Consider the following 23,370-nt stretch of genomic DNA (forward strand, 5'->3'; position numbering starts at 1 on the left):
TGCGGGGGGGGGGGGGGGGCGGGGGGGGGGGGGGTCGCCGGGGGGGCGGGCCCCCCCCCGCGTCCGCTGCCCCTCGCCCGGATACCCGCATGGATTACACCTGGAACTGGAGCGCCCTCTGGTCGCTCTCCCTTGACGGTCGACTGACCTATTTCGAGACGCTGCTGCTGGGCCTGGCCTGGACCCTGGCGACGGCGCTCTGTGCCTTTTTCCTCGCGCTGCTGGTCGGCTCGCTGCTCGGTGTGATGCGCAGCGCGCCGGTGGCCTGGATGAACCGGGTCGGCGCCTGCTTCGTCGAGCTGTTTCGCAACGTGCCGCTGCTGGTGCAGATGTTCCTCTGGTACTTCGTGCTGCCCGAGCTGCTGCCTGCCGCGGCCGGCGACTGGCTCAAGCAATTGCCGGACGCGCAGTTCTACACCGCGGTGCTGTGCCTGGGCTGCTACCACGGGGCGCGGGTCGCCGAAGTGGTGCGCTCGGGGCTGGGCAGCCTGTCGCGCGGGCAGGGCATGGCCGGCCAGGCGCTCGGCCTGACGCTGCCGCAGACCTATCGCTACGTGCTGTTGCCGATGGCCTACCGGATCGTCGTGCCGACCCTGACCTCGGAATTCCTCAGCACCACCAAGAACACCTCGGTGGCGCTGGCCATCGGCCTGGTCGAGCTGACCGCCAGCGCGCGGGCGATGCAGGAGGGCACGTTCCAGGTGTTCGAGGCGTTCGCCGTCGCCACCGTGCTGTACCTGGCGCTGAACCTGGTCATCGTGTTCCTGATGCGCGTGCTGGAACGCAAGGCGCAGGTTCCGGGGTATGTCAGTGGCCATGAGAAGGGAGGGCGCTGAGATGTTCGCCGGTTTCGATTTCGATGTGATCGTGCGTGCCCTGCCGTACCTGTTCCTCGACGGCATGGCCTTCACCCTGACCCTCACCGTGCTGGCAACCCTGGGCGGGATCGTCCTCGGCACGCTGCTGGCGCTGATGCGGCTGTCGCGCTTCGCCGTGCTCTCCACCTTCGCTGCCAGCTACGTCAACCTCATGCGCTCGCTGCCGCTGGTGCTGGTGATCTTCTGGTTCTATTTCCTGATGCCCTACGTCGGTCAGTGGGTCACCGGCGCGGCCAACCCGGCGCGCGTTGGCCCGTTCTGGTCGTCGCTGGTGACCTTCACCCTGTTCGAGGCCAGCTACTTCTGCGAAATCATCCGCTCCGGCATCCAGTCCGTGCCTCGCGGGCAGGTGATGGCTTCCCAGGCGATGGGCATGACCACCGCGCAGACCATGGGCTACGTGATCCTGCCGCAGGCGTTCCGCAACATGCTGCCGATCCTGCTGACCCAGACCATCGTGCTGTTCCAGGACACCTCGCTGGTGTACGTGCTGTCGATCACCGACTTCCTCGGCGCCGCGGCGAAGATCGCCCAGCGCGACGGCCGCCTGCTGGAGATGTACCTGTTCGCCGCGCTGGTCTATTTCGCGATCTCCTTCACCGCATCCTTTTTCGTGCGCCGCCTGCAAAGGCGCGTCGCCATCGTTCGCTGAGGTTTCCCATGTCCATGATCGCCATCAAGCAGGTTTCCAAGTCCTACGGTGATTTCCAGGTGCTGAAGAATTGCTCGACCGAGGTCGCCAAGGGCGAGGTCGTGGTGGTCTGCGGCCCGTCCGGCTCCGGCAAGTCGACCCTGATCAAGACCGTCAACGGCCTGGAGCCGATCAACCAGGGCGAGATCGTCGTCGACGGCACCCGGGTCACAGACAAGGCCACCAATCTGCCGCAGCTGCGCTCGCGGGTCGGCATGGTGTTCCAGCATTTCGAACTGTTCCCGCACCTGAGCATCGCCGAGAACCTCGCGCTGGCGCAGATGAAGGTACTCAAGCGCTCGCGCGCCGAGGCGCTGGCCAAGGGTGCGGCGCTGCTGGCGCGAGTAGGGCTGTCGGCGCATGCGGACAAGTTCCCCGGCCAGCTCTCCGGTGGCCAGCAGCAGCGCGTGGCCATCGCCCGTGCCCTGGCGATGGACCCGGTGGTGATGCTGTTCGACGAACCGACTTCGGCGCTGGACCCGGAAATGGTCACCGAAGTGCTCGACGTGATGGTCGAACTGGCCAACGAAGGCATGACCATGATGGTGGTCACCCACGAGATGGGCTTCGCGCGCAAGGTCGCCAACCGCGTGGTGTTCATGGACGCCGGCGAAGTGGTGGAGGATGCCGACAAGGAGGCGTTCTTCGCCGAACCGCGCAGCGAGCGGGCGCGGCAGTTCCTGTCGAAGATTCTCGCGCATTGACGGACAGGGCGCGGCCGGTATCGGCACGCCTGATTCGACGCCGGTCGCACATCCCTTTCTGACGGAGCCACGACGTGGACATTTCCCTCCAGGCGCTGCTCGACAGCGCCCAGCAGCGCCAGCAGGTGCTTTCCCGCGAGCGGCTGATGCTCTACGCCGGCGCCAACCTGCCCAGCGCCGAGGCGCAGCAGGCCTACGCCGCGGGCCTCAGCGCCTACCCGGCGATGGGCCTGCCGTTCCACAAGGAGCAGCCGGACACCGACCTGGTTTCGCAGCTGGAAGTAGAGACGGCGGCGGCCGCCTGCGCACTGTTCGGCGCCACCTGGGCCGAGGTGCGCCTGCCCAGTTGCACGCTGGCCAATCTCGCGGTGTTCCATGCCTTCGGCTCGCCCGGCGACTTGCTGCTGGCGCCGGCCGCGGCGCACGGCGGGCACCTCAGCCAGCGCCGCGGCGGCACGCCGGAACTGGCCGGGCTGCGCTGCGCCGAACTGGCCTACGAGGTCGCACGCTTTCAGCTGGATGCCGAGGCGGCGGCGCGTCAGGTGCGCGAGTGGCGGCCGAAGCTGGTGCTGCTGGGGCGCAGCATCATGCTCACACCGGACCGGCTGGAGCCGGTGATCGAGGCGGCACGCGAGGTCGGCGCGCTGAGTATCTTCGACGCCTCCCACGTCAGCGGGCTGATCGCCGGCGGCGTCTACCCCAATCCGCTGGAAGCCGGGGTGGACGTGATGACCAGTTCCACCTACAAGACCCTGCCGGGGCGGCCGCAGAGCCTGATTCTCGGCCGCGACGCGCAGGTCGGGGCGAAGCTCACCCGACTGCTCGACACGCGGATGCTGGCGAACATCGACCCGGCGCGGCTGGCATCGCTGCTGGTCACCCTGCGCCAGGCGGGCGAGCGCGGCGTGGATTACTCCTCGCGCATCCTCGCCAACAGCGCGGCGCTTGCTGAGGCCTGGCGCGCACGTGGCCTGCCGATCATCGCGCCGGCGGCGGGGGAGACCTTCACCCACCAGCTGCTGTTGCCGCTGGATTCCGCCTGCGATGCGCGCGCCGCGATGACCTTCCTCGAACGCCACGGCGTGCTGATCGGCACCTGTGTAGACCCGACGACAGCCGGCCAGTCGGCGTTTCGCCTGGGCACGCAATTCATCACCACGCTGGGCCTGGGCGTGGCGGACATGCCGGTGGTCGCCGGCCTGCTCGCCGACCTGCTGCTGCCTACCGCCACCGGGCGCCTGAGCGTCGCCGACGAAAGCGCGACGTCGAGGGCAGGCATCCAGGCGCGCCTGCGCGCCCTGCTGGCGAGGCAGGACCCGTCAGCGCGATGACTGGGCGAGGAACTGCCGCAGGCTCCGTTGCGCCGCTCCTTGGGTGACCGGCGCCAGGCGCAGGGTGTCACCCGGCTGGCACTGCGCCAGGCGGGCCACCGCCTGCGGGGTGAGGGCGCCGAGGCGCGGGTAGCCGCCGATGGTCTGGCGGTCATTGAGCAGCACGATGGGTTGGCCGTCCGCCGGCACCTGGACGGCACCTAGCGGGATGCCCTCGGAGACCATGGAGGTGCGCTGGCAGACCAGTTGCGGGCCGAGCAAGCGTACGCCCATGCGGTCGGCGCGGACGTCCACCTGCCAGTCGTGGTTGAAGGCATCGAACAGGCTTTGCCCGCTGAAGTCGCCAACCTGCGCGCCCAGTACCAGCTCCAACGTCGCATCGCCGCCGAGGGCGGGGATCTTCCGCGCCGGCAGCTCGCGGGGCACCGTGTTGCCGCCTTGCCAGGTCAGGCGATCGTCGGCGGCCACCGCGCGACCGTCGCCGTGCAGGCCGCCGAGTTCCTCGCGGGCGGTGCTGGCGCAACTGCCGAGCACGCGCGGAGCGTCGAAGCCGCCCGGCGCGGCGAGGTAGGCGCGGGCACCCAGCAGCGGCCGCGCGAAGGCCAGACGCTGGCCCTGGCGCACATTGAAGCTGCGCCAGGGTTTCAGCGGCTGACCGTCGAGGGTCGCCCCCAGGTCGGCGCCGGCGAGGGCCAGGCAGGTGTCACGCTCGCAGGTCAGCACGAGGTTGCCGAGGGCGATCTCCAGCACCGGCGCGTCGACGGCATTGTCCAGCAAGCGGTTGGCCCAGTGCATGGATATCCAGTCCAACGCGCCGCCCTGGGTCACGCCCAGGTGGCGGACGCCGAAGCGGCCGGCGTCCTGCAGCAGCACGAAGGGGTGGCTGTGCTCGACACGCAGTCCGCGCGCGGCAGTCGTCGAGGCGTTCATGGCGTGCTCTCCAGCGGGGTGTCGTCTCCGCCCAGGCGGACGAATTCGGCATGCTCGATGGGCATGAAACGCACCCGGTCGCCGGGTTGCATCAGGCTGTAGCCGTCGAGGGCGCGGTCGAATAGCCGGGACGGAGTTCGCCCGACGAGGTTCCAGCCACCGGGCGAAATCATCGGGTATATCGCCGTCTGGCGGTCGGCGATACCGACACTGCCGGCGGCGATGCGTTTGCGCGGGGTGCTCAGGCGCGGTGTCGCCAGGGCTTCCTCGACCAGCCCCATGAAGGCGAAGCCGGGTGCGAAGCCGAGTGCGAACACCTGATATTCGTGAGCGGCATGCCGGCGGATCACCTCGGCCTCGTCCAGCCCGCTACGCTGCGCCAGCAGCCGCAGCTCCGGGCCGACGCTGGGGTGGTACCAGGTCGGCAGCTCATGGCAGCGACCGATGCCGGTGCGCTGTGGCTGCAGTTCGGTGAAGGCCCGCTCGATGAGCAGGCGCGCCTGGTCCGGGTCGAGATGGCCGAGATCGTAGTGCAGGAACAAGGTGGTGTAGGACGGCACCAGATCGACCAGCGCGGCACCGAACTCCTCACGCAGGCGCTGGCAGGCGGCCAGCATCCAGGCCATGTTGCTTTCCTCGATCTGCTCGAAAAGCCGCAGGATCAGGCTGTCAATACCGGCCACCTCGATGATCGGCGCGGGCAAGCGCAACGTCATTCGGTGTCCCTGCGGCAGAGGGCTTCGCGGATGCGTCTGACTGCAGCAACCGAGCTGGCGTTGTCGCCGTGCACGCAGAGCGTCTGCGCCTGCAGGTGCACCGCGCTGCCGTCGATTGCCCTCAGTGGCTCGCCCTGGGCCAGAGTCAATGCCTGCCGGACGATGGTCTCGGCGTCGTGGTGCACGGCGCCGGGGATCGCCCGCGAAACCAGGAATCCATCGGCGTCATAGGCACGGTCGGCAAAGGCCTCGAACCACAGCTGAATGCCGATTTCGTCGCCGATGGCCTGCGCCTGGCTCTGGTCGCGAGTAGCCATCAGCACCAGCGGCAGATTCGCGTCGTACATCGCCACGGCGCGCAGCACGGCACGCAGGATTTCCGGCTTGCGCATCATGTCCTGGTACAGCGCGCCGTGTGGCTTGACGTAGCTGACGCGGCTGCCGTAAGCGCGGCAGATGCCATCGAGCGCGCCGATCTGGTAGAGCAGCATGTCCTCGACTTCGCGTGGCGTGCAGGCCATTGAGCGGCGGCCGAAGCCCACCAGGTCGGGATACGCCGGGTGGGCGCCTATGCGTACGCCGTTTTCCACTGCCAGCGCTACCGTAGTGCGCATGGTGCCGGGGTCGGAGGCATGAAAGCCGCAGGCGATGTTGGCGCAATCGATGAAGGGCATGACTTCGGCGTCCAGGCCCATGGTCCAGGCACCGAAGCTTTCGCCGATGTCGCAATTCAGCAGCAGGCTGCTCACGTTTGAATTCCTCGCCATGTCGGTATCGGGATGGCTGGCCCCAGGGCCGCCGGTTGCCCATTCTTCGAGGGAGGCGATCCTGCGTCCAACTAATTAATGCATCAGCCGACGATAAGAAAAATCGATTCGGCGAGGCAGCGGCGCGCGCAGGCGAACGCTCCGGCCTGCGCCCGGGTGTGTAGCCTCGGTACATTGTTCCGTGGACGTTACAGGCGCACCGATAGACGCCACGCGGTCGAGGCTGGCGTGAGGCCTGGTCGATTTGGTGATGCAGCCGGCCCGGTAAGCGCGGCTCATCGCCAGCGGCGTTTCATGTCCCCATTCCGCAGGCCGTCGAGCGCCCGTTGCGCCACAGGGCCCGAGCGCACGGTAGCCGGCAGGTCAAGGCAGGTTCCACCGGGGCTTCTGCGCGTGCAGACGTTCGGGGGCTGATGGGCGACCTACCGAGGGATCACACCAGGCGGGCTACCTCCTCAGGCTATGCGGAAGCGCTGGGTACTCTGGTCGAGCGCCGAGACCTGCGCCGAAAGGCTGGTGGCGTGCTGCTCCAGCGTCTGGCGGAGGTCCTTGGTTTCTCCCGTGTGGCGGTGAATGTCTTCCATCTTCGCGGCGATCTCCTCGGTGGTGCTGGAGATTTCCTCGATGGCCACGGCGACCTGGTTCATCTGCGCCGAAAGCTGGTCGACGTTCAACGTGATGGCACCCATGGCGTCGGCGGCCTGGCCGGCCTGGCGCTCGCCCTCGGCGGAAACCGACAGCCCGCTGACCATCAGCTCGTCCATGCTCTGCGTCTGTTCCCTGAGGTCGCCAATGATGCGGCCGATGTCGGTGGTCGCGGCCACGGTCTTCTGCGCCAGCGAGCGCACCTCGTCGGCGACCACAGAGAAACCGCGCCCGGCATCTCCGGCGCGCGCGGCCTCGATCGCGGCGTTCAGCGCGAGCAGGTTGGTCTGGTCGGCCAGCGCGTTGATCACGTCGAGGATGCCGCTGACCTGGGTGCTGGAGTGAATCAGCTGGTTGACCTGCCGGTGAGTGTCCTGAATCAGCTGCGACAGCCGGCGCATGCTTTCGACGCTGGTGACGATAACCGTGGCGCCGAGTTGTGCCGATTCGTTGGCCTTGAGCGTGGCGTCGTTGACGTCGGAGGCGCGGCGGGCCATCTCGCCCACCGTGACGGAAATCTGCTGCGACGCCGACGCCGCCTGTTCGGTCTGCGCTTCCACCTGCAGGCTGTTCTCCTCGAGCTGCTGCATGGCGGTGTTCAGGTGGCGCTGCAACTGGCCGAGTTGGCGATTGCCATCGACCACCTGACCGATCAGCCCGGCGATGCCGCGGGTCATGCGATTGGCACCCTCACCGAGCCGGTTGAACTCGTCCTTCGGGTTGTCGCCGATGTCGAGGGTGGCGGTCAGATCGCCCGCGGCCACGCGCGCGAGCTGCTGGATGACGCGGTCAAGCTGCGTCAACAGCGTGCGCGAGGCCTGCGTGAGGGAGACCAGGAGCAACAGGGCGATCGCGCAAAAGGCTATGCCAAGTACCCAATAGGAAAGCTGCCTGGCATTGCTCGCCTGCGCTTCGGCTTTGGCAAGCAGGCCGTCGCGCAGGGCGATGCGCTGCTGGTCGACCTGATCCTCGATCTGCTCGCCCTGGCTGGCCAGCGCCTTCTGGCTGGCGGCGATCTGGCTGATCAGGGCCTCGAGCTTGTCGAAGGACTTGGCGAAGGCATCGGCACCTTCGCCGATCTTGCTGTCCTTCCAGTCCAGCTCGATCAGTTGCTTGTCGAGCTTGGCGAGGGCGATGCGGGTCTGCTCGGCGTAGCGCGGATCGAATTCGGTGAGGTAGCTGCGCTGGCTCGTCAGGGCGTCCGCGATGAAGGGCTGAATCAGCGTGATGCTGATTGCGGCCAGCGGTTGGGCCGCCTCCAGCGCCGTCTTGCGCAATCCCTCGCTATCGCTCAGGCCAAGCTGCCGGCGTTGCTCGAGCCAGCGCTCCTGGGTGGTGAGGTTTTCGTCGAGCGATGCCTGCAGCCGCTCGGCGCGCTGCAGGATGTCAGGGTCGTTCAGCGGCGTCGCCTGGGTGACCAGTTGCGCGTTGAGGGCGCGAACGTCTTCCAGTTGCTTACGCACGCGTGCCTCGCTATTGACGCCGAGCTGGCGGCGTAGCGCTTCGAGTTTCAGCCAGTTGTTGAGCAGATTGGTCGCCGCGCTGGCATAGCTGGTAGCCAGCTGCCGAGCCTGAAGCGTTTGCGCCAGGCGCTGGTTGGTCCACAGCGACGAGGCAGCCATCAGCGTCAGGCCGACGAGAATGGTGATGAGGAGTAGGCGAAATTTCTGTTTCCACGACAGCCGAAACGACATAGAAGGCCTCGGGTAGGTTGTATTGAGAGGAAATCACTCCACAGGACATCGACCGCAAATCGGCAGACTTAAAGAAAAAGTCTGCCGACCCCTCGAAAAGTGGCCGGCATCGCCGGCCTGCGGGCTTACTACCAGAGCGGCAGGGTGTAGCTGAGGATGAGGCGGTTCTCGTCCAAGTCGTTGCCGAAGTTCGAGCGCACGCTCGCATTGCGCCACTTGACCCCGAAGTTCTTCAGCGGACCGCTCTGGAACAGGTAGGCGATGTCCATGTTGCGCTCCCATTCCTTGCCGTCGTGGGCGCCGTTGACCTCGACGTTGTCACCCGACACGTAGCGCGTCATGAAAGTCAGTCCGGGAATCCCGATGGCGGCAAAGTTGTAGTCGTAGCGAACCTGCCAGGAGCGCTCGTCGATGTTGCCGAAGTCGTTGATCTGGATGAAGTTGACCAGGAACGGGTCGCTGCCGGCGATGTACGGGAACGGGTCGCTGCCGCTCATCTTCTGGTAGGCCGCGCCGAACGAATGGCCACCCAGGGCATAGGTGAACATGGCGCCGAACGCCTTGTTGTCGATATCGCGGAAGCTGCCGTCCTCCTGGCTCCTGGCATAGCGCAGGTCGGTCTTGATCGACTGGTTTTCGCCCAGCGGATGCAGGTACACCAGGGTGCCGTAGGCCTGTTTGTAGATGTCCTCGAGGTTGCCGTAGTGCAGCCCCGTGGTGAGCTCGGGAGTGAGCTTGTACTCGCCGCCGCCAAAGACGAAGGAGTCGCTGTTGCCGCCGATCCGGTTGGCGCTCATCTCGGTGTAGTCGCTCGAGCTGTTGGCCTTGATGCGGTTGATCTTGCCACCCTGCAGCGTCAGGTTGTCGATTTCCTGGCTGTTCGCCAGCACGCCCTGGAAGGTCTGCGGCAGCAGGCGCGTGTCGTTGTTCGACACGATCGGGCTGCGGAAGGCAAGGGCGCCCACCTTCAGGGTGCTTTTCGACACCTTGAGCTTTCCGGTCAGCGCCAGCTTCGAGTATTCGTCCTGCGAGCCGCCGGAGAGGTCGGCAGGCAGCAAGCCGGTTCCGGCGGTGCCATCGCCGGAGTCGAGCTTGTAGCCGAGCATACCCAGGGTATCGACGCCGAAGCCGACCGTTCCTTCGGTATAGCCGGACTCCATGCGCAGGAGGAAACCCTGTGCCCATTCCTCGGCCTTGTCACGGGCGCCTTCCTGACGGAAGTCGCGGTTGAAGTAGAAATTGCGCAGTTCGAGGCCGGCCTTGCTGTCGGCGATGAAGTCGGCGTTGGCGGCACCCGGAAGTGCGAGTAGCAGGGCTACCATGCGGTATTTCGCGGTCATGCGATGTGTCTCCTTGGAAGTGCGCGCAGCATCTCTGAGCTGCCTGGCAGGGCGCGATCGTGTGATTTTTTGTCATGGGCTCCTGTACCGCCGGCGCATTCTTGGAAACAGCGGGAAAGCGCGTCCAGCTAGAAAAAACACGCGCAGGCGATAAGAAAATCCGATGCGCCGAAATGCCTTCCGCCGGCTTTCGCGGCATGCAACCTGCAGTCGCAAGGCAACCGGGGCGCTCGCCGCGGCCTTCCGAAATCGAGCTGCAGGGTGGTTGAACGGTATGAATCTGAGATTTCTCGAGACCTTCGTCTGGGTCGCCCGGCTGAAGAGCTTTCGCCTCACGGCGGAGAAGCTGTTCAGCACCCAGGCCTCGATATCCAGCCGTATCGCGGCGCTCGAAGACGAGCTTGGCGCGCGGCTTTTCCTGCGCGACTCGAAGGGCGTTTCACTGACTCCCGAAGGTCAGCGGGTGCTCGAATACGCCGAGCAGATGATCGACACCATGCAGGCGCTCAAGCAGTCGATCAGCGACGCCAGCAACGTCCGTGGCTGCGTGCGCATCGGCGCCATGGATACCGTCATTCACACCTGGCTGAGTCCTTTCGTATCGCGGCTGATGGAGCGTTACCCGGCGGTGGAGGTGGAGCTGACCGCGGACACCGCGCGCAACCTGATCGAGCAGTTGCAGAAGGGCTATCTGGACGTGATCTTCCAGACCGATGAGGTCTGCGCCGACAGCGTGCGCAACCGCGAGATGGCCCGCTATCCGGTGCGGTGGGTGGTGCCGGCCGGTTCGATCTACGACCGTCCCTATGCGTCGCTGGAGGAGATGACCCGCGAGCGCATCATCACCTTCTCGAAGAACTCACGGCCGCATCAGGACATTCTCAACATGCTGCATGCCGGCAACATCGGCTCGCCGCGAATCAGTTGCGTGAACTCGCTGGCGGCGATGACGCGCCTGGTCGGCGACGGCTTCGGCATCGGCGCGCTTCCGGCCCCGCTGGTGCGCACCGAGCTGCAGGCGGGGCAGCTCAAGGTGCTCGACAACGTTCCGCATCCGCCGCAGATGAGCATCGTCGCCACCTGGCGTACGGGCGTCGGGCTGGAGACGGTCGAGCAGGTGGTCGACCTGGCTCAGGACGTACTCGACGACTATGCCCGGCAGATCGGCTCGGGCTTCGTCATCCTTTCCCGGCCCGACCTTTCCAGCGTGCGCATATCGGCCTGAGCCCGACCGATCGGAGGAGGGGCTGCCGGGTGCCGGGAGCCCCTTTTTGTATCTGTTTGGTGCATTTGCCCCGGCTAGTGCCTTGTTTCGCGACATAAGCTTTTTTGATCGTTGCGTGCCGATTTTTCTAGCTGGACAGCCTTGGCGGTTGTACCGAGACTCGAATCACTCCCGTACCGCACCTGTTCATCCCAGCCCCCTTATTAACGGAGATACTCATGAAGGCATTTCCTTCACGCTTCGGTCTTGCCGCCCTGGCTTGCGTGCTCGGCCTCGCTTCTTTCGCCGGCCAGGCCGCCGATCGCTGGAACATGACCGTCGAGCAACCCGACGGCAACCACATCACGGAGGTCGCCAGGGACTTCGCCAAGAATGTGGAGTCCGCCACCGCCGGCGATCTGCAGATTCGCCTGCACAGCAACTCGATACTGTTCAAGCGACCTGAAGTGAAGCGCGCCGTGCAAACCGGCCAGGTCCAGCTGGGCGACGTCCTGATGTCGGTGCTCGGCAACGAAGACCCCATCTTCGAGGTCGACAGCGTCCCGTTCCTGGCCCGCAGCTTTCCCGAAGCGCACAAGCTGTGGGACGTCAGCCGCCCGGCCATCGAGGCGCGCCTGCAGAAACAGGGCATCAGGTTGCTCTATGCCACGCCGTGGCCGCCGCAAAGCATCTTCACCCAGGCGCCGATCACCTCCATGGCCGACTTCAATGGCATGAAATTCCGCGCCTACAATCCGGCGACCGCACGCATGGCCGAACTGATGGGTGCGGTGCCGACCACCATCAATACCGGCGAGGTGCCGCAGGCCTTCAGCACCGGGATGATCACCGGCATGCTCACCTCGCCCGCGACCGGGGTGGATACCCAGGCCTGGGACTTCTCCAAGTACTACTACGACGTGCGCGCCTTCATTCCGAAGAACTTCGTGATCGTCAATGCGCGGGCTTTCGCCAAGCTCCCGGAAGCCTCGCAGAAGGCCGTACTGGAGGCCGCCGCCAAGGCCGAACAGCAAGGCTGGGCGCTCGCCGAGCAACGTACCGGTGAGCTGGTGAAGACCCTGGCCGAGCATGGCATGCAGGTGTCGACCCAGGCGCCCGGCGACCTCGACGCGGGCTTCGCGGCAATCGGCAAAACCATGGTTGGCGAGTGGCTCGACAAGGCCGGCGACGACGGCAAGGCCATCGTCGACGCCTTCGCCAAACCCTGAGTGACGGGGCGCGCGCAGTCGCGCCCTTTCCGGTTGTCACGGTCGAGGAGCTTACTTCGATGACTCGCTTGAAACCGCTCTACCAGGCATCTGGAATTCTGTCTGGCGTCTTCATGGTGCTGATCTGCGCGCTGGTGCTGGCGCAGATCATCGCGCGCCTGTGCGGCACCCTGGTGCCATCCTCCGACGAGTTCGCCGGTTACGCGATGGCGGCCTCGGGATTTCTCGGCCTGCCTTACGCGCTCCATCGTGGCTCGCATATTCGCGTCGAGCTTCTGCTCAAGGCGTTTGCGCCGCCCGTTCGGCGTGTGCTCGAGGCGCTGAGCACTGCCCTCGGCCTGCTGGTCTGCGGCTATCTCGCCTGGTACTGCGGACAGTTCACCCTGGAAAGCTATCAGTTCGGCGAGGTGTCCTCGGGGATGCTGCCGATCCCGATGTGGATTCCGCAGTGCGCCATGGCACTGGGCACGCTGATCTTGGCCATCGCCATGCTCGACCGGCTGATCTGCGCCCTGCGCGGACGTCCCTTCGAAGAGGCCGGCGACACCGTGATGAGCGAGTAGGCCGGCGGCTGCACTCCTTTGTCTGTCTGGCGACCCGGGTCGCCCCGCACTTTCAGCGAGACCTTTCGTGGACTACACAACCGTTGCAATCACGCTGCTGGTGGCGTTCTTCCTGCTACTCGGCGGCGGTGTCTGGGTGGCACTGGCGCTGATCGGCGTCGGCGTCATCGGCATGGAGCAGTTCGGCGGCGCGCCGGCCGGCTCGATCCTCGCGTCGACCAGCTGGACATCGAGTTCCAGCTGGACGCTCACGGCGTTGCCGTTGTTCATCTGGATGGGTGAAATCCTCTATCGCACCAAGCTGTCCGAGGACATGTTCCATGGCCTCGCGCCCCTGGTCCGCTGGCTGCCCGGGCGCTTGTTGCACGTCAACGTCCTGGGCTGCGGCGTCTTCGCCGCGGTATCCGGCTCGTCGGCCGCCACCGCCGCCACCATCGGCCGTATCTCGCTGCCGGAGCTGAAGGCGCGGGGCTACCCGGAGGCGATCTCGATGGGGTCGCTGGCCGGCGCCGGGACGCTTGGCCTGTTGATTCCGCCGTCGATCATGATGATCGTCTACGGGGTCGCTGCGCAGGTATCGATCTCGCGGCTGTTCATCGCCGGAATCCTGCCGGGGTTGCTGCTGCTGCTGATCTTTTCCGGCTATCTGGTGATCTGGTCGCTGGTCCACCGTGACCGGCTGCCGCCTGCCGAGGCGCCTCTGACGCTGGCCCAAAAACTCTCCCGGGCGCGGCTGCTGATGCCCGTGGTGGGCCTGATCGTCGCGGTGATCGGGTCGATCTACAGTGGCTTGGCGACCGCCACGGAGGCGGCCGCCGTGGGCGTCGCCGGTTCGCTGTTGATAGCCGCCTGCTCCGGTTCGCTGAGCGCCAAGACCTTTTCCGCCAGCCTGATGGGGGCGGTCTGCACCTCGTGCATGATCTTCTTCATCCTGCTCGGCGCCGCCTACCTGACATCGGCGATGAGCTTCATCGGGCTGCCGTCGGCGCTGGCCGACTGGATCATCGCCAGGCAATTGCCGCCGTATGCGCTGCTGCTGGCGCTGACGCTGTTCTTCATCGTGCTCGGCTGCTTCCTCGACGGCATATCGATCATCCTGCTGACCACGGCGGTGGTGCTGCCGGCAGTGGGCGCCGCGGGCATCGACCTGATGTGGTTCGGCATCTTCGTCATCCTGGTCGTGGAAATGGCACAGGTCACCCCGCCGGTGGGTTTCAACCTGTTCGTGCTGCAGAACTTGACGGGCAAGGACCTCTGGGCCACGGCCAGGGTGACTTTCCCATTCTTCCTGCTGATCGTTCTGGCGGCCGTCCTGATTACCCTGTTCCCGCAGATCGTGCTGCTCCTGCCGCAGGCGATGAAGGGCTGAAGCCGTGATCGTAGGAGAATCGCGGGGCCAGGCCAACGCGGATCGACCCGCTATGGCAATTCCATCCGTTGCGAATGGGCTCTGCTGAACGAATATGTCGCGGCGTGGAAAGCACGCTGGCGTCGGCGCGTTCTATGGTTCTCAGGAATGACCGGCGAGTTCTGCCAACTCCCGGTCGTCGCCGGTGCCGCTTTCGTTCCGGCATGCCGCCCGCGATGGGGTATGCCGCGAAACCGAAACGTATCCCGGGTAAAGCTGAACCACCGATAAATCCGCAAGTCTTCTCCCTTTAGCGGCCTGCCCGGCCGCCACAATAAGTCCAGTGGAGCAAAAACATGGCGTTCTTCAGCGCAGCCAGCAAGGCCGACTTCCAGCACCAACTGCAAGCGGCGTTGGCGCAGCACATCGACGAAAAAGCGTTGCCACAAGTGGCGCTGTTCGCCGAGCAGTTCTTCGGCATCATCGCCCTCGACGAGCTGGTCCAGCGCCGGCTTTCCGACTTGGTCGGCTGCACGCTCTCTTCCTGGCGGCTGCTGCAGAATTTCGAGCGCAGCGTGCCGCAGGTGCGGGTGTTCAACCCCGACTACGAGAAGCACGGCTGGCAATCCACCCACACGGCGGTGGAAGTACTGCACGCGGACATCCCGTTCCTCGTCGATTCGGTGCGCATCGAGCTGAACCGCCGCGGCCACAGCATCCACACCCTGCAGAACAGCGTGCTCAGCGTGCGCCGCGATGCCGCCGGCGAACTGCTGGAAATCCTGCCCAAGGGCGTCAGCGCCGATGAAGCCCACCAGGAATCGCTGATGTTCCTGGAGATCGACCGCTGCGCCGGTGCCAGCGAATTGCGCGCCCTGGAGCGGGCACTGCTGGAGGTGCTGGAGGAAGTGCGCCTGGCGGTCGCCGACTTCCAGCCGATGAAGGCCAAGGCCGCCGAACTGCTGGCCGGGCTGGAGGCGGCCGGGGCGCCACTGAACGGCGAGGACCTGGCCGAAATCAAGGTGTTCCTCGGCTGGTTGCTGGACAACCATTTCACCTTCCTCGGCTACGAGGAGTTCAACGTCGTCGACGAGGCCGACGGTGGCCGCATGGTCTACGACGAGGCCTCGCTGCTGGGCCTGTCGCGGCGCCTGCGGGCGGGCCTGAAGGACGAGGAGCTGCACATCGAGCCGGAGGCGGCGCGCTTCCTGCGCGAGCCCGCGTTGCTGTCGTTCGCCAAGGCCGCGGTACCGAGCCGCGTGCACCGTCCGGCCTACCCGGATTTCGTCTCGATCCGCCAGCTCGACGCCGACGGCCGGGTGCTCAAGGAATGCCGTTTCATGGGCCTCTACACCTCTGCGGTGTACAGCGAGAGCGTGCGGCAGATTCCCTTCATCCGTCGCAAGGTCGGCGAAGTGGAGCGCCGCGCCGGCTTCGAGAACAGCGCGCACCTGGGCAAGGAACTGGCCCAGGTGCTGGAGGTGCTGCCGCGCGACGACCTGTTCCAGACCCCGGTGGACGAGCTGTTCAATACCGCCATCGCCATCGTGCAGATCCAGGAGCGCAACAAGCTGCGCCTGTTCCTGCGCAAGGACCCCTACGGCCGTTTCGCCTATTGCCTGGCCTACGTGCCGCGCGACATCTACTCCACCGAAACCCGGGTGAAGATCCAGCAGATCCTCATGGAGCGCCTGCAGGCCAGCGACTGCGAGTTCTGGACCTACTTCTCCGAATCGGTGCTGGCGCGCGTGCAATACATCCTGCGCGTCGACCCGAAGAACAAGCAGCCCATCGATACCCAATTGCTCGAGCGCGAGATCGTCCAGGCCTGCCGCACCTGGCAGGACGAATACGCCAGCCTGGTGGTGGAAAGCCTCGGCGAGGCGCAGGGCACCACGGTGCTGGCGGACTTCCCGAAAGGCTTCCCGGCCGGCTATCGCGAGCGCTTCGCCGCGCACTCCGCGGTGGTCGACATGCAGCACCTGCTGAGCCTGTCCGAGCAGCGCCCGCTGGTGATGAGCTTCTACCAGCCGCTCAGCCAGGGCGACCAGCTGCTGCACTGCAAGCTCTATCACGCCGACACGCCGCTGCCGCTGTCCGACGTGCTGCCGATCCTGGAAAACCTCGGCCTGCGCGTGCTCGGTGAATTCCCCTTCCGCTTGCGCCGACGGAACGGCCGCGAGTTCTGGATTCACGATTTCGCCTTCACCTACTCCGAGGGGTTGAACGTCGACATCCAGCAGCTCAACGAGACGCTGCAGGACGCCTTCGTCCACATCGTCCAGGGCGACGCCGAGAACGACGGCTTCAACCGCCTGGTACTGACCGCCGGCCTGGCCTGGCGCGACGTCGCGCTGCTGCGTGCCTACGCGCGCTACCTCAAGCAGATCCGCCTGGGCTTCGACTTCGGCTACATCGCCAGCGCGCTGCTCAACCACACCGACATCGCCCGCGAACTGGTGCGGCTGTTCAAGATGCGTTTCTACCTCTCGCGCAAGTTGGGCGCGGACGACCTCGAGGACAAGCAGCAGCGCCTGGAGCAGGCGATCCTGGCGGCGCTGGACAACGTCGCGGTGCTCAACGAGGACCGCATCCTGCGGCGTTACCTGGACCTCATCAAGGCGACCCTGCGCACCAACTTCTACCAGACCGACGCGGCCGGGCAGAGCAAGTCCTACTTCAGCTTCAAGTTCGACCCCAAGGCGATTCCCGAACTGCCGCGGCCGGTGCCGAAGTTCGAGATCTTCGTCTACTCGCCGCGCATCGAAGGCGTGCACCTGCGCTTCGGCAACGTCGCCCGCGGCGGCCTGCGTTGGTCCGACCGCGAGGAGGATTACCGCACCGAGGTGCTCGGCCTGGTCAAGGCGCAGCAGGTGAAGAACGCGGTGATCGTGCCGGTCGGCGCCAAGGGCGGTTTCATCCCGCGGCGCCTGCCGGTCGGCGGCAGCCGCGACGATATCCAGGCCGAGGCCATCGCCTGCTACCGCATCTTCATCTCCGGGCTGCTCGACATCACCGACAACCTCAAGGACGGCGCGGTGCTGCCGCCGGCCAACGTGGTGCGCTTCGACGATGACGATCCCTACCTGGTGGTGGCCGCGGACAAGGGCACCGCGACCTTCTCCGACATCGCCAATGGCATCGCCATCGACTACGGCTTCTGGCTTGGCGATGCCTTTGCCTCCGGCGGCTCGGCCGGCTACGACCACAAGAAGATGGGCATCACTGCCAAGGGGGCGTGGGTCTCGGTGCAGCGGCATTTCCGCGAACGCGGCATCGACGTGCAGCAGGACAGCATCAGCGTGATCGGCATCGGCGACATGGCCGGCGACGTGTTCGGCAACGGCCTGCTGCTTTCGGACAAACTGCAGATGGTCGCCGCCTTCAACCACCTGCACATCTTCATCGACCCGAACCCCGACGCCGCCAGCAGCTTCGCCGAACGCCAGCGGCTGTTCGACCTGCCGCGCTCGTCGTGGGCCGACTACGACGCGCGCCTGATCTCCGCCGGTGGCGGCATCTTCCCGCGCAGCGCGAAGAGCATCGCCATCAGCGCGGAAATGCAGCAGCGCTTCGACATCAAGGCGACCAAGCTGACCCCGACCGAACTGATCCATGCGCTGCTCAAGGCCCCGGTGGACCTGATCTGGAACGGCGGCATCGGCACCTACGTGAAAGCCAGCAGCGAGAGCCACGCCGACATCGGCGACAAGGCCAACGATGCGCTGCGGGTCAACGGCAACGAACTGCGCGCCAAGGTGGTGGGCGAGGGTGGCAACCTCGGCATGAGCCAGCTCGGGCGCATCGAGTTCGGCCTCAACGGCGGCGCCAGCAACACCGACTTCATCGACAACGCCGGCGGCGTGGACTGCTCGGACCACGAGGTTAACATCAAGATCCTGCTCAACGAGAGCGTCGCCGCCGGCGACATGACCGGCAAGCAGCGCAACGCCCTGCTGATGGAGATGACCGATGCGGTCGGCAACCTGGTGCTGGGCAACAACTACAAGCAGACCCAGGCGCTGTCGCTGGCGCAACGCCGCGCGCGCGAGCGTGTCGCCGAATACCGGCGCCTGATCGGCGACCTGGAAAGCCGCGGCAAGCTGGACCGCGCGCTGGAATTCCTGCCGTCCGACGAGCAGCTCGCCGAGCGCATCAGCAGTGGCCAGGGCCTGACCCGGCCGGAACTCTCGGTGCTGATTTCCTACAGCAAGATCGACCTCAAGGAAGCGCTGCTGGAATCGCCGGTGCCGGATGACGACTACCTGATCCGGGACATGGAGACCGCGTTTCCGCAACTGCTCGGCGAACGCTTCGGCGAGGCCATGCGCCGCCATCGGTTGAAGCGCGAGATCGTCAGCACGCAGATCGCCAACGACCTGGTCAACCACATGGGCATCACCTTCGCCCACCGGCTCAAGGTCTCCACCGGGATGACCGCGGCGAACGTCGCCGCCGCCTACGTGATCGTGCGCGATGTGTTCCATCTGCCGCACTGGTTCCGCCAGATCGAGGCGCTGGATCACCAGGTGCCGGCCGAGGTGCAGCTGAACCTGATGGAAGAGCTGATGCGCCTCGGCCGCCGCGCCACCCGCTGGTTCCTGCGCAGCCGGCGCAACGAGCTGGACGCCGCGCGCGACGTGGCGCACTTCGGCCCGCGCATCGCCGCGCTGGGGCTGAAGCTCGACGAGTTGCTGGAAGGCCCGACGCGCGAGCTGTGGCAGGGTCGCTACCAGGGCTACGTGGAGGCCGGCGTGCCGGAACTGCTGGCGCGGATGGTGGCGGGTACCAGCCACATCTACACGCTGCTGCCGATCGTCGAGGCCGCCGATGTGACCGGCCAGGACGCGGCGCTGGTGGCGAAGGCCTACTTCGCCGTGGGCAGCGCACTGGACCTGACCTGGTACCTGGCGCAGATCACCGGGCTGCCGGTGGAAAACAACTGGCAGGCGCTGGCCCGCGAAGCCTTCCGCGACGACCTCGACTGGCAGCAGCGTGCGATCACCGTGTCGGTGCTGCAGGGCGAGGGCGGGGCGGACATCGATGCGCGGGTGGCCGCCTGGGTCGAGCGCAATCTGCCGCTGGTGGAACGCTGGCAGGCGATGCTCGCCGAGCTGCGCGCCGCCAGCGGCACCGACTACGCGATGTACGCCGTGGCCAGCCGCGAACTGATGGACCTGGCCCACAGCGGCAGCCAGGCGGGCTGCATGCCGTGACGCGTGCGCACGCGGGTTGCACCCGCCCTGCGTTTTCGTAGGGTGGGTTAGCCGCCACGCGCAGGCAGCGGCATTCGCGAGAAGCGTGCGGCGGCGTAACCCACCGGGCAGCGGTTGGTAGTGGCACCCCGTGGTGGGTTACGCGGCTGTGTGGTTCGGAGCGGGCAGGCGGATCTAGCGAGGCCGCTAACCCAGCCTAAGGTTCGGAGCCGGCTCGCCGCTGTCGAATGCACGCGCCGCTTTTCGTAGGGTGGGTGCAACCCGCGAACCGACCCGCGTTTCGTAGGGTGGGTTAGCCGCCACGCGCAGGCATAGGCATTCGCGAGACGGGTGCGGCGGCGTAACCCACCGGGCGGAGGTTGGTCGGGACACCGCTTGGCGGGTTACGCGGCTATCCGGTTCGGAGCGGGTAGGCGGATCGAGCGATCGCCGCTAACCCACCCTACGGTTCGGAGCCGGTTCGCCGCTGTCGAATGCACGCGTCGTTTTCGTAGGGCGGGTGCAACCCGCGAACGGATAAGTCAGTGATCAGCCTCCCGGACGCGCCACCAGGCCTTTCAGCAGCGCCTGGTGAAAACGCTCGGGCGCCTGGATCTGCGGGGAATGGCCCAGGTCGGGGAAGGTCACCAGCACCGCGCCGGGAATCCGCGCGGCGGCTTCCTTGGCCAGTTTGGGGTAATTGCCGAGCTGGCTGCGCAACGCCTCGGGGGCCGCGTCCTTGCCGATCGCGGTGGTGTCCTTTTCGCCGATGATCAGCAGGGTCGGCACCTCGATCCGCTCAAGTTCGTAGTACACCGGCTGGGTCTGGATCATGTCGTAAGTGAGCGCCGAGCTCCAGGCGACGGCTTCGCGCCCCGGTCCGTTGAACATCCCCGCCTGCATCTGCACCCAGTTGTCCCATTCCTGCTGCCATTGCCCGGCGTAGTAGGTGCTCCGCTGGTAGCTGCGGATGCTCTCGGCGGTGGTGTTCAGCTCGCGGGCATACCACTCGTCCACGCGTCGATAGGGCACGCCCTTGGCTTTCCAGTCCTCCAGACCGATGGGATCGACCAGCACCAGTTGCTCCAGCTGATGCGGGTACATCAGGGCGTAGCGGGTGGCGAGCATGCCGCCCATGGAGTGGCCGAGCAGGCTGAAGCGCTCGATGCCCAGGCTTTGCAGCAGTGCGTGGGTGTTGCTCGCCAGTTGCTGGAAGCTGTACTGGTAGTGCTCGGGCTTGCTCGATTTGCAGAAGCCGATCTGGTCCGGCACCACCACCCGGTAACCGGCGCCGGTGAGCGCCCTGATCGTGCCTTCCCAGGTCGCGGCACAGAAATTCTTGCCATGCAGCAGCACCAGCACGCCGCCGTTCGGGCGTTCGGGCAGCACGTCCATGTAGGCCATCTGGCGTTTACCGCCCTGGGATTCGAACTCGAAATGCTGCACAGGGTAGGGATAGTCGAAGCCTTCGAGCTGGGCGCCGTAACTCGGCGTTTCCGCCCTAACGGTGGCGGCGGCGCACAGCACGAGCGCGGGTAACCAGCGTCTGTACATGATGTCGTTCCTTATCCGAAGTGAGCGTTACGCCTGTTTGTGAACCTGCGGCGGCGCTTCGGTTCGAGCGATGGCGCTTCGGCCAGACAGGACGCCCTTGGCAGGCCAGCAGCGCCGACGAAAGGTTATCTATCTCAACCTGTACAGGAATTCGATAAACGGGAATTCGTGTAGGATTTTCCTCTGTGTCACTCTATGCCGGTATATTTATCAGGCGGTTGCAGCGTGATGCAGCACGCATCGATCATCCCGGCCGTAGGCGAATCGACCCGTTCGAGTCCCGTTCCGGCTCCGTGAGAGGAACGCCCTTGTCCCCCAGTGAACGTGCAGCCGCGCTGGCCAGCGCCAGCGAAGTCTGTGCCCGAGAACCCATCCACATCCCCGGCAGCATTCAGCCGCATGGATTCCTGCTGGTGTTCGAGGCGTCCGACCTCAAGGTCATTCAGGCCAGCGAAAACGTTGCCGACCTGCTCGGCGTCGAAGTCGCAGGCGTGCTCGGCCGTCACTTCGACGAGTTGCTCGAAGACGCCGAACGGCTGCGCGGCAAGCTCGATTCGCTGGCCAGCGAGGACCGCAATCCGTTTCACCTCGCCGACGTGACGTTCCGGGTCGGCGATCCGGGCTCGGCGTTCGCCCTGATGGTGCATCGCCACGACGGCGTGCTGATCACCGAGTTCGAGGCCGTGGACAATGGCACCGCCGCCTACCCGGACCTCTATCCGCTGGTGCGCACCTTCGTCACGCGTCTGCAGGAAACGCCCACCGTCGAGTTGCTTTGCCAACTGGCGGTGACCGAAGTCAAACGCATGACTGGATTCGGCCGGGTCAACGCCTACCGCTTCGATGCCCTCGGCAACGGTGTGGTGATAGCCGAAGACGCCGATCCGGATTACCCGCGTTACCTCGGCCTGCATTTCCCGGCCTCGGACATTCCGCAGCAGGCGCGCGCGCTCTACCGCGCCAACCGCATCCGTGTTATCGGCGATGCCGACTATCGACCGTCGCCGATCCTGCCGCCGCTCAACCCCGTCAGTGGCCAGCCGCTGGACCTGAGTTACGCGGCGCTGCGCAGCGTTTCGCCGGTGCACGTGCAATACATGAAGAACATGGGCACCCGCGCCTCGATGTCGATATCCATCGTCGTCGACGGCGCGCTCTGGGGACTGATTTCCTGCCACGACGCCGCGCCGCAGCGAGTGGGCTTCCAGACCCGTACCGCCTGCGAGATGCTCGGCCGCATCCTGTCGCTGCAGATCGAAGCCAAGGAAACCCACGCCAACGCCGACAGGGGCTCAAGCTGCGCGAGCACATCGTGCAGATGCTCTCGCTGATGGCCGATCGCGAACGTGGCAGCGTCGCCGAGGGACTGCTGGCGGCACCGGACTTGCTTCTTGGTTTCGCCCGCGCCAGCGGTGCGGCCATCGTCCTCGCCAACCGCTGCGAGCTGATCGGCGAGACGCCGCCGCGCGAAGCCGTGGAGGCGCTGGTGCGCTGGCTGGCCGAGAGGGAGGTCGGCGAGGAATTCCACACCCATAACGTCGGGCGCGACATCGCCGAACTGACTGAGCTGAGCCGGTACGCCGGCGGGCTGCTGGCGGTGTCGCTCTCCGAGCTGCACTCGCACTACCTGATCTGGTTCCGCCCGGAGCTGGTGCGCACGGTCAACTGGGCTGGAAAGCCTGAGAAACACCTTGGGCAAGGCGGCGCGCTGAACCCGCGGCACAGCTTCGAAAGCTGGCAGGAAACCGTTTTCGGCCAGTCGGCCGGCTGGGACCAGCTGGAAGTCGACAGCGCGCTGGAGTTGCGCAATGCGGTGCTTGGCATCGTCCTGCGCAAGGCCGAAGAGCTGGCCCAGCTGGCCGGCGAGTTGAAGAAGTCCAATCGCGAGCTGGAGGCGTTTTCCTACAGCGTTTCCCACGACTTGCGGGCGCCGCTCCGACATATCGCCGGCTACGCCGAGTTGCTGGGCGAGGTCGAGGGCGGGCGCCTGACCGACAGTGGGATGCGCTTCCTTTCCAATATCAGCGATTCGGCGCGTTTCGCCGGTACGCTGGTGGACAACCTGCTGAGCTTTTCCCAGATGGGCCGTGCCGCGCTGCACCTGTCGGACGTCAACCTGCCCGCGCTGGTCGACTCGATCCGCCAGGAGATGCTTCCGGATTACCAGGAGCGCACGGTGGAATGGCACATCCAGCCGCTGCCGATCCTGATCGCCGACGCGGCGTTCATTCACCTGGCGCTGCGCAACCTGCTGTCCAACGCTATCAAGTACAGCCGTACCCGCGACGTCGCGGTGATCGAGGTGGGCGCCGAGGAACACCCCGACGAACATTGGGTCTATGTGCGCGACAATGGTGTCGGCTTCGACATGGAGTACGCCAGCAAACTGTTTGGCGTGTTCCAGCGCATGCACCGGATGGAAGAGTTCGAAGGCACCGGTATCGGTCTGGCCAGCGTGCGCCGCATCATCGAGCGGCACGACGGACGGGTCTGGGCGGAAAGCCGACCGGACCAGGGTGCGACCTTCTATTTCGCGCTGCCCAAACGAATACATGCCCGCGTTTCACGCTGAGAGGTGATT

15 protein-coding genes and 1 pseudogene are annotated in these 23,370 nt (G+C 65.9%); 10 read left to right on the forward strand and 6 right to left on the reverse strand.

The genetic code is table 11. The features are described 5' to 3' along the window. Window positions 1–89 precede the first annotated feature (89 nt). The 4 genes from QMX85_RS12090 (at window position 90) to QMX85_RS12105 (ending at window position 3,604) form a co-directional block, all read left to right on the forward strand. Window positions 90–836 (forward strand): amino acid ABC transporter permease, encoded by a 747-nt coding sequence (locus QMX85_RS12090; RefSeq protein WP_282341157.1) that lies wholly within the window; start codon window positions 90–92, stop codon window positions 834–836. 1 nt (window position 837) lies between these two features. Continuing rightward, window positions 838–1,530, forward strand: coding sequence for an ABC transporter permease subunit (locus QMX85_RS12095; RefSeq protein ID WP_282341158.1), 693 nt, complete (start codon window positions 838–840; stop codon window positions 1,528–1,530). A 14-nt stretch (window positions 1,531–1,544) separates the two neighbouring features. After that, window positions 1,545–2,273: an amino acid ABC transporter ATP-binding protein gene (locus QMX85_RS12100; RefSeq protein WP_282341247.1), complete on the forward strand. Its 729-nt coding sequence runs from the start codon at window positions 1,545–1,547 to the stop codon at window positions 2,271–2,273. 74 nt (window positions 2,274–2,347) lie between these two features. Next, complete coding sequence (locus QMX85_RS12105; protein WP_282341161.1) at window positions 2,348–3,604, forward strand: glycine hydroxymethyltransferase; 1,257 nt, start codon at window positions 2,348–2,350, stop codon at window positions 3,602–3,604. On the opposite strand, the gene QMX85_RS12110 is transcribed toward QMX85_RS12105, so the two are convergent. From QMX85_RS12110 to QMX85_RS12130, 5 genes are all read right to left on the reverse strand, one after another. Continuing rightward, entirely contained in the window at window positions 3,593–4,534 is a 942-nt protein-coding gene (locus QMX85_RS12110; protein WP_282341164.1) for a biotin-dependent carboxyltransferase family protein, read from the reverse strand. The genes QMX85_RS12105 and QMX85_RS12110 overlap by 12 nt on opposite strands. Next, the gene (gene pxpB / locus QMX85_RS12115) at window positions 4,531–5,250 is read right to left on the reverse strand and encodes a 5-oxoprolinase subunit PxpB (protein ID WP_282341167.1); all 720 of its coding nucleotides are present in this window, start codon (window positions 5,248–5,250) and stop codon (window positions 4,531–4,533) included. Before pxpB ends, QMX85_RS12110 begins: the two co-directional genes overlap by 4 nt. Continuing rightward, complete coding sequence (locus QMX85_RS12120) at window positions 5,247–5,999, reverse strand: 5-oxoprolinase subunit PxpA (RefSeq protein WP_273229790.1); 753 nt, start codon at window positions 5,997–5,999, stop codon at window positions 5,247–5,249. Before QMX85_RS12120 ends, pxpB begins: the two co-directional genes overlap by 4 nt. A gap of 473 nt (window positions 6,000–6,472) precedes the next feature. Beyond that, complete coding sequence (locus QMX85_RS12125) at window positions 6,473–8,356, reverse strand: methyl-accepting chemotaxis protein (protein ID WP_282341170.1); 1,884 nt, start codon at window positions 8,354–8,356, stop codon at window positions 6,473–6,475. A gap of 128 nt (window positions 8,357–8,484) precedes the next feature. After that, window positions 8,485–9,696, reverse strand: a complete 1,212-nt coding sequence (locus QMX85_RS12130; protein ID WP_282341172.1) for an OprD family porin — start codon at window positions 9,694–9,696, stop codon at window positions 8,485–8,487. A gap of 274 nt (window positions 9,697–9,970) precedes the next feature. Between QMX85_RS12130 and QMX85_RS12135 the strand changes: the two genes are divergently transcribed. From QMX85_RS12135 to QMX85_RS12155, 5 genes are all read left to right on the forward strand, one after another. Further along, on the forward strand, window positions 9,971–10,921 hold the full coding sequence (locus QMX85_RS12135) for a LysR family transcriptional regulator (protein WP_273229796.1): 951 nt from the start codon (window positions 9,971–9,973) through the stop codon (window positions 10,919–10,921). Window positions 10,922–11,139: 218 nt separating this feature from the next. Then, window positions 11,140–12,129 (forward strand): TRAP transporter substrate-binding protein, encoded by a 990-nt coding sequence (locus QMX85_RS12140; RefSeq protein ID WP_282341177.1) that lies wholly within the window; start codon window positions 11,140–11,142, stop codon window positions 12,127–12,129. A gap of 59 nt (window positions 12,130–12,188) precedes the next feature. After that, on the forward strand, window positions 12,189–12,692 hold the full coding sequence (locus tag QMX85_RS12145; protein WP_282341179.1) for a TRAP transporter small permease: 504 nt from the start codon (window positions 12,189–12,191) through the stop codon (window positions 12,690–12,692). Between the two features lie 67 nt (window positions 12,693–12,759). Then, a complete protein-coding gene (locus tag QMX85_RS12150; RefSeq protein WP_282341181.1) occupies window positions 12,760–14,061 on the forward strand; it encodes a TRAP transporter large permease subunit in 1,302 nt (433 codons plus the stop codon). A gap of 335 nt (window positions 14,062–14,396) precedes the next feature. Beyond that, window positions 14,397–19,256, forward strand: coding sequence for an NAD-glutamate dehydrogenase (locus QMX85_RS12155; protein WP_282341183.1), 4,860 nt, complete (start codon window positions 14,397–14,399; stop codon window positions 19,254–19,256). Window positions 19,257–19,784: 528 nt separating this feature from the next. Here QMX85_RS12155 and QMX85_RS12160 read toward each other — a convergent pair. Continuing rightward, window positions 19,785–20,789, reverse strand: coding sequence for an alpha/beta hydrolase (locus tag QMX85_RS12160; protein WP_282341184.1), 1,005 nt, complete (start codon window positions 20,787–20,789; stop codon window positions 19,785–19,787). Window positions 20,790–21,097: 308 nt separating this feature from the next. Here QMX85_RS12160 and QMX85_RS12165 point away from each other — a divergent pair. Further along, window positions 21,098–23,361 (forward strand): annotated as a pseudogene (locus QMX85_RS12165) (ATP-binding protein). Window positions 23,362–23,370: the final 9 nt, after the last annotated feature.

The sequence above is a fragment of the Pseudomonas sp. PS02288 genome (assembly GCF_029959715.1).
Classification (GTDB): Bacteria; Pseudomonadota; Gammaproteobacteria; order Pseudomonadales; family Pseudomonadaceae; genus Pseudomonas_O; species Pseudomonas_O kuykendallii.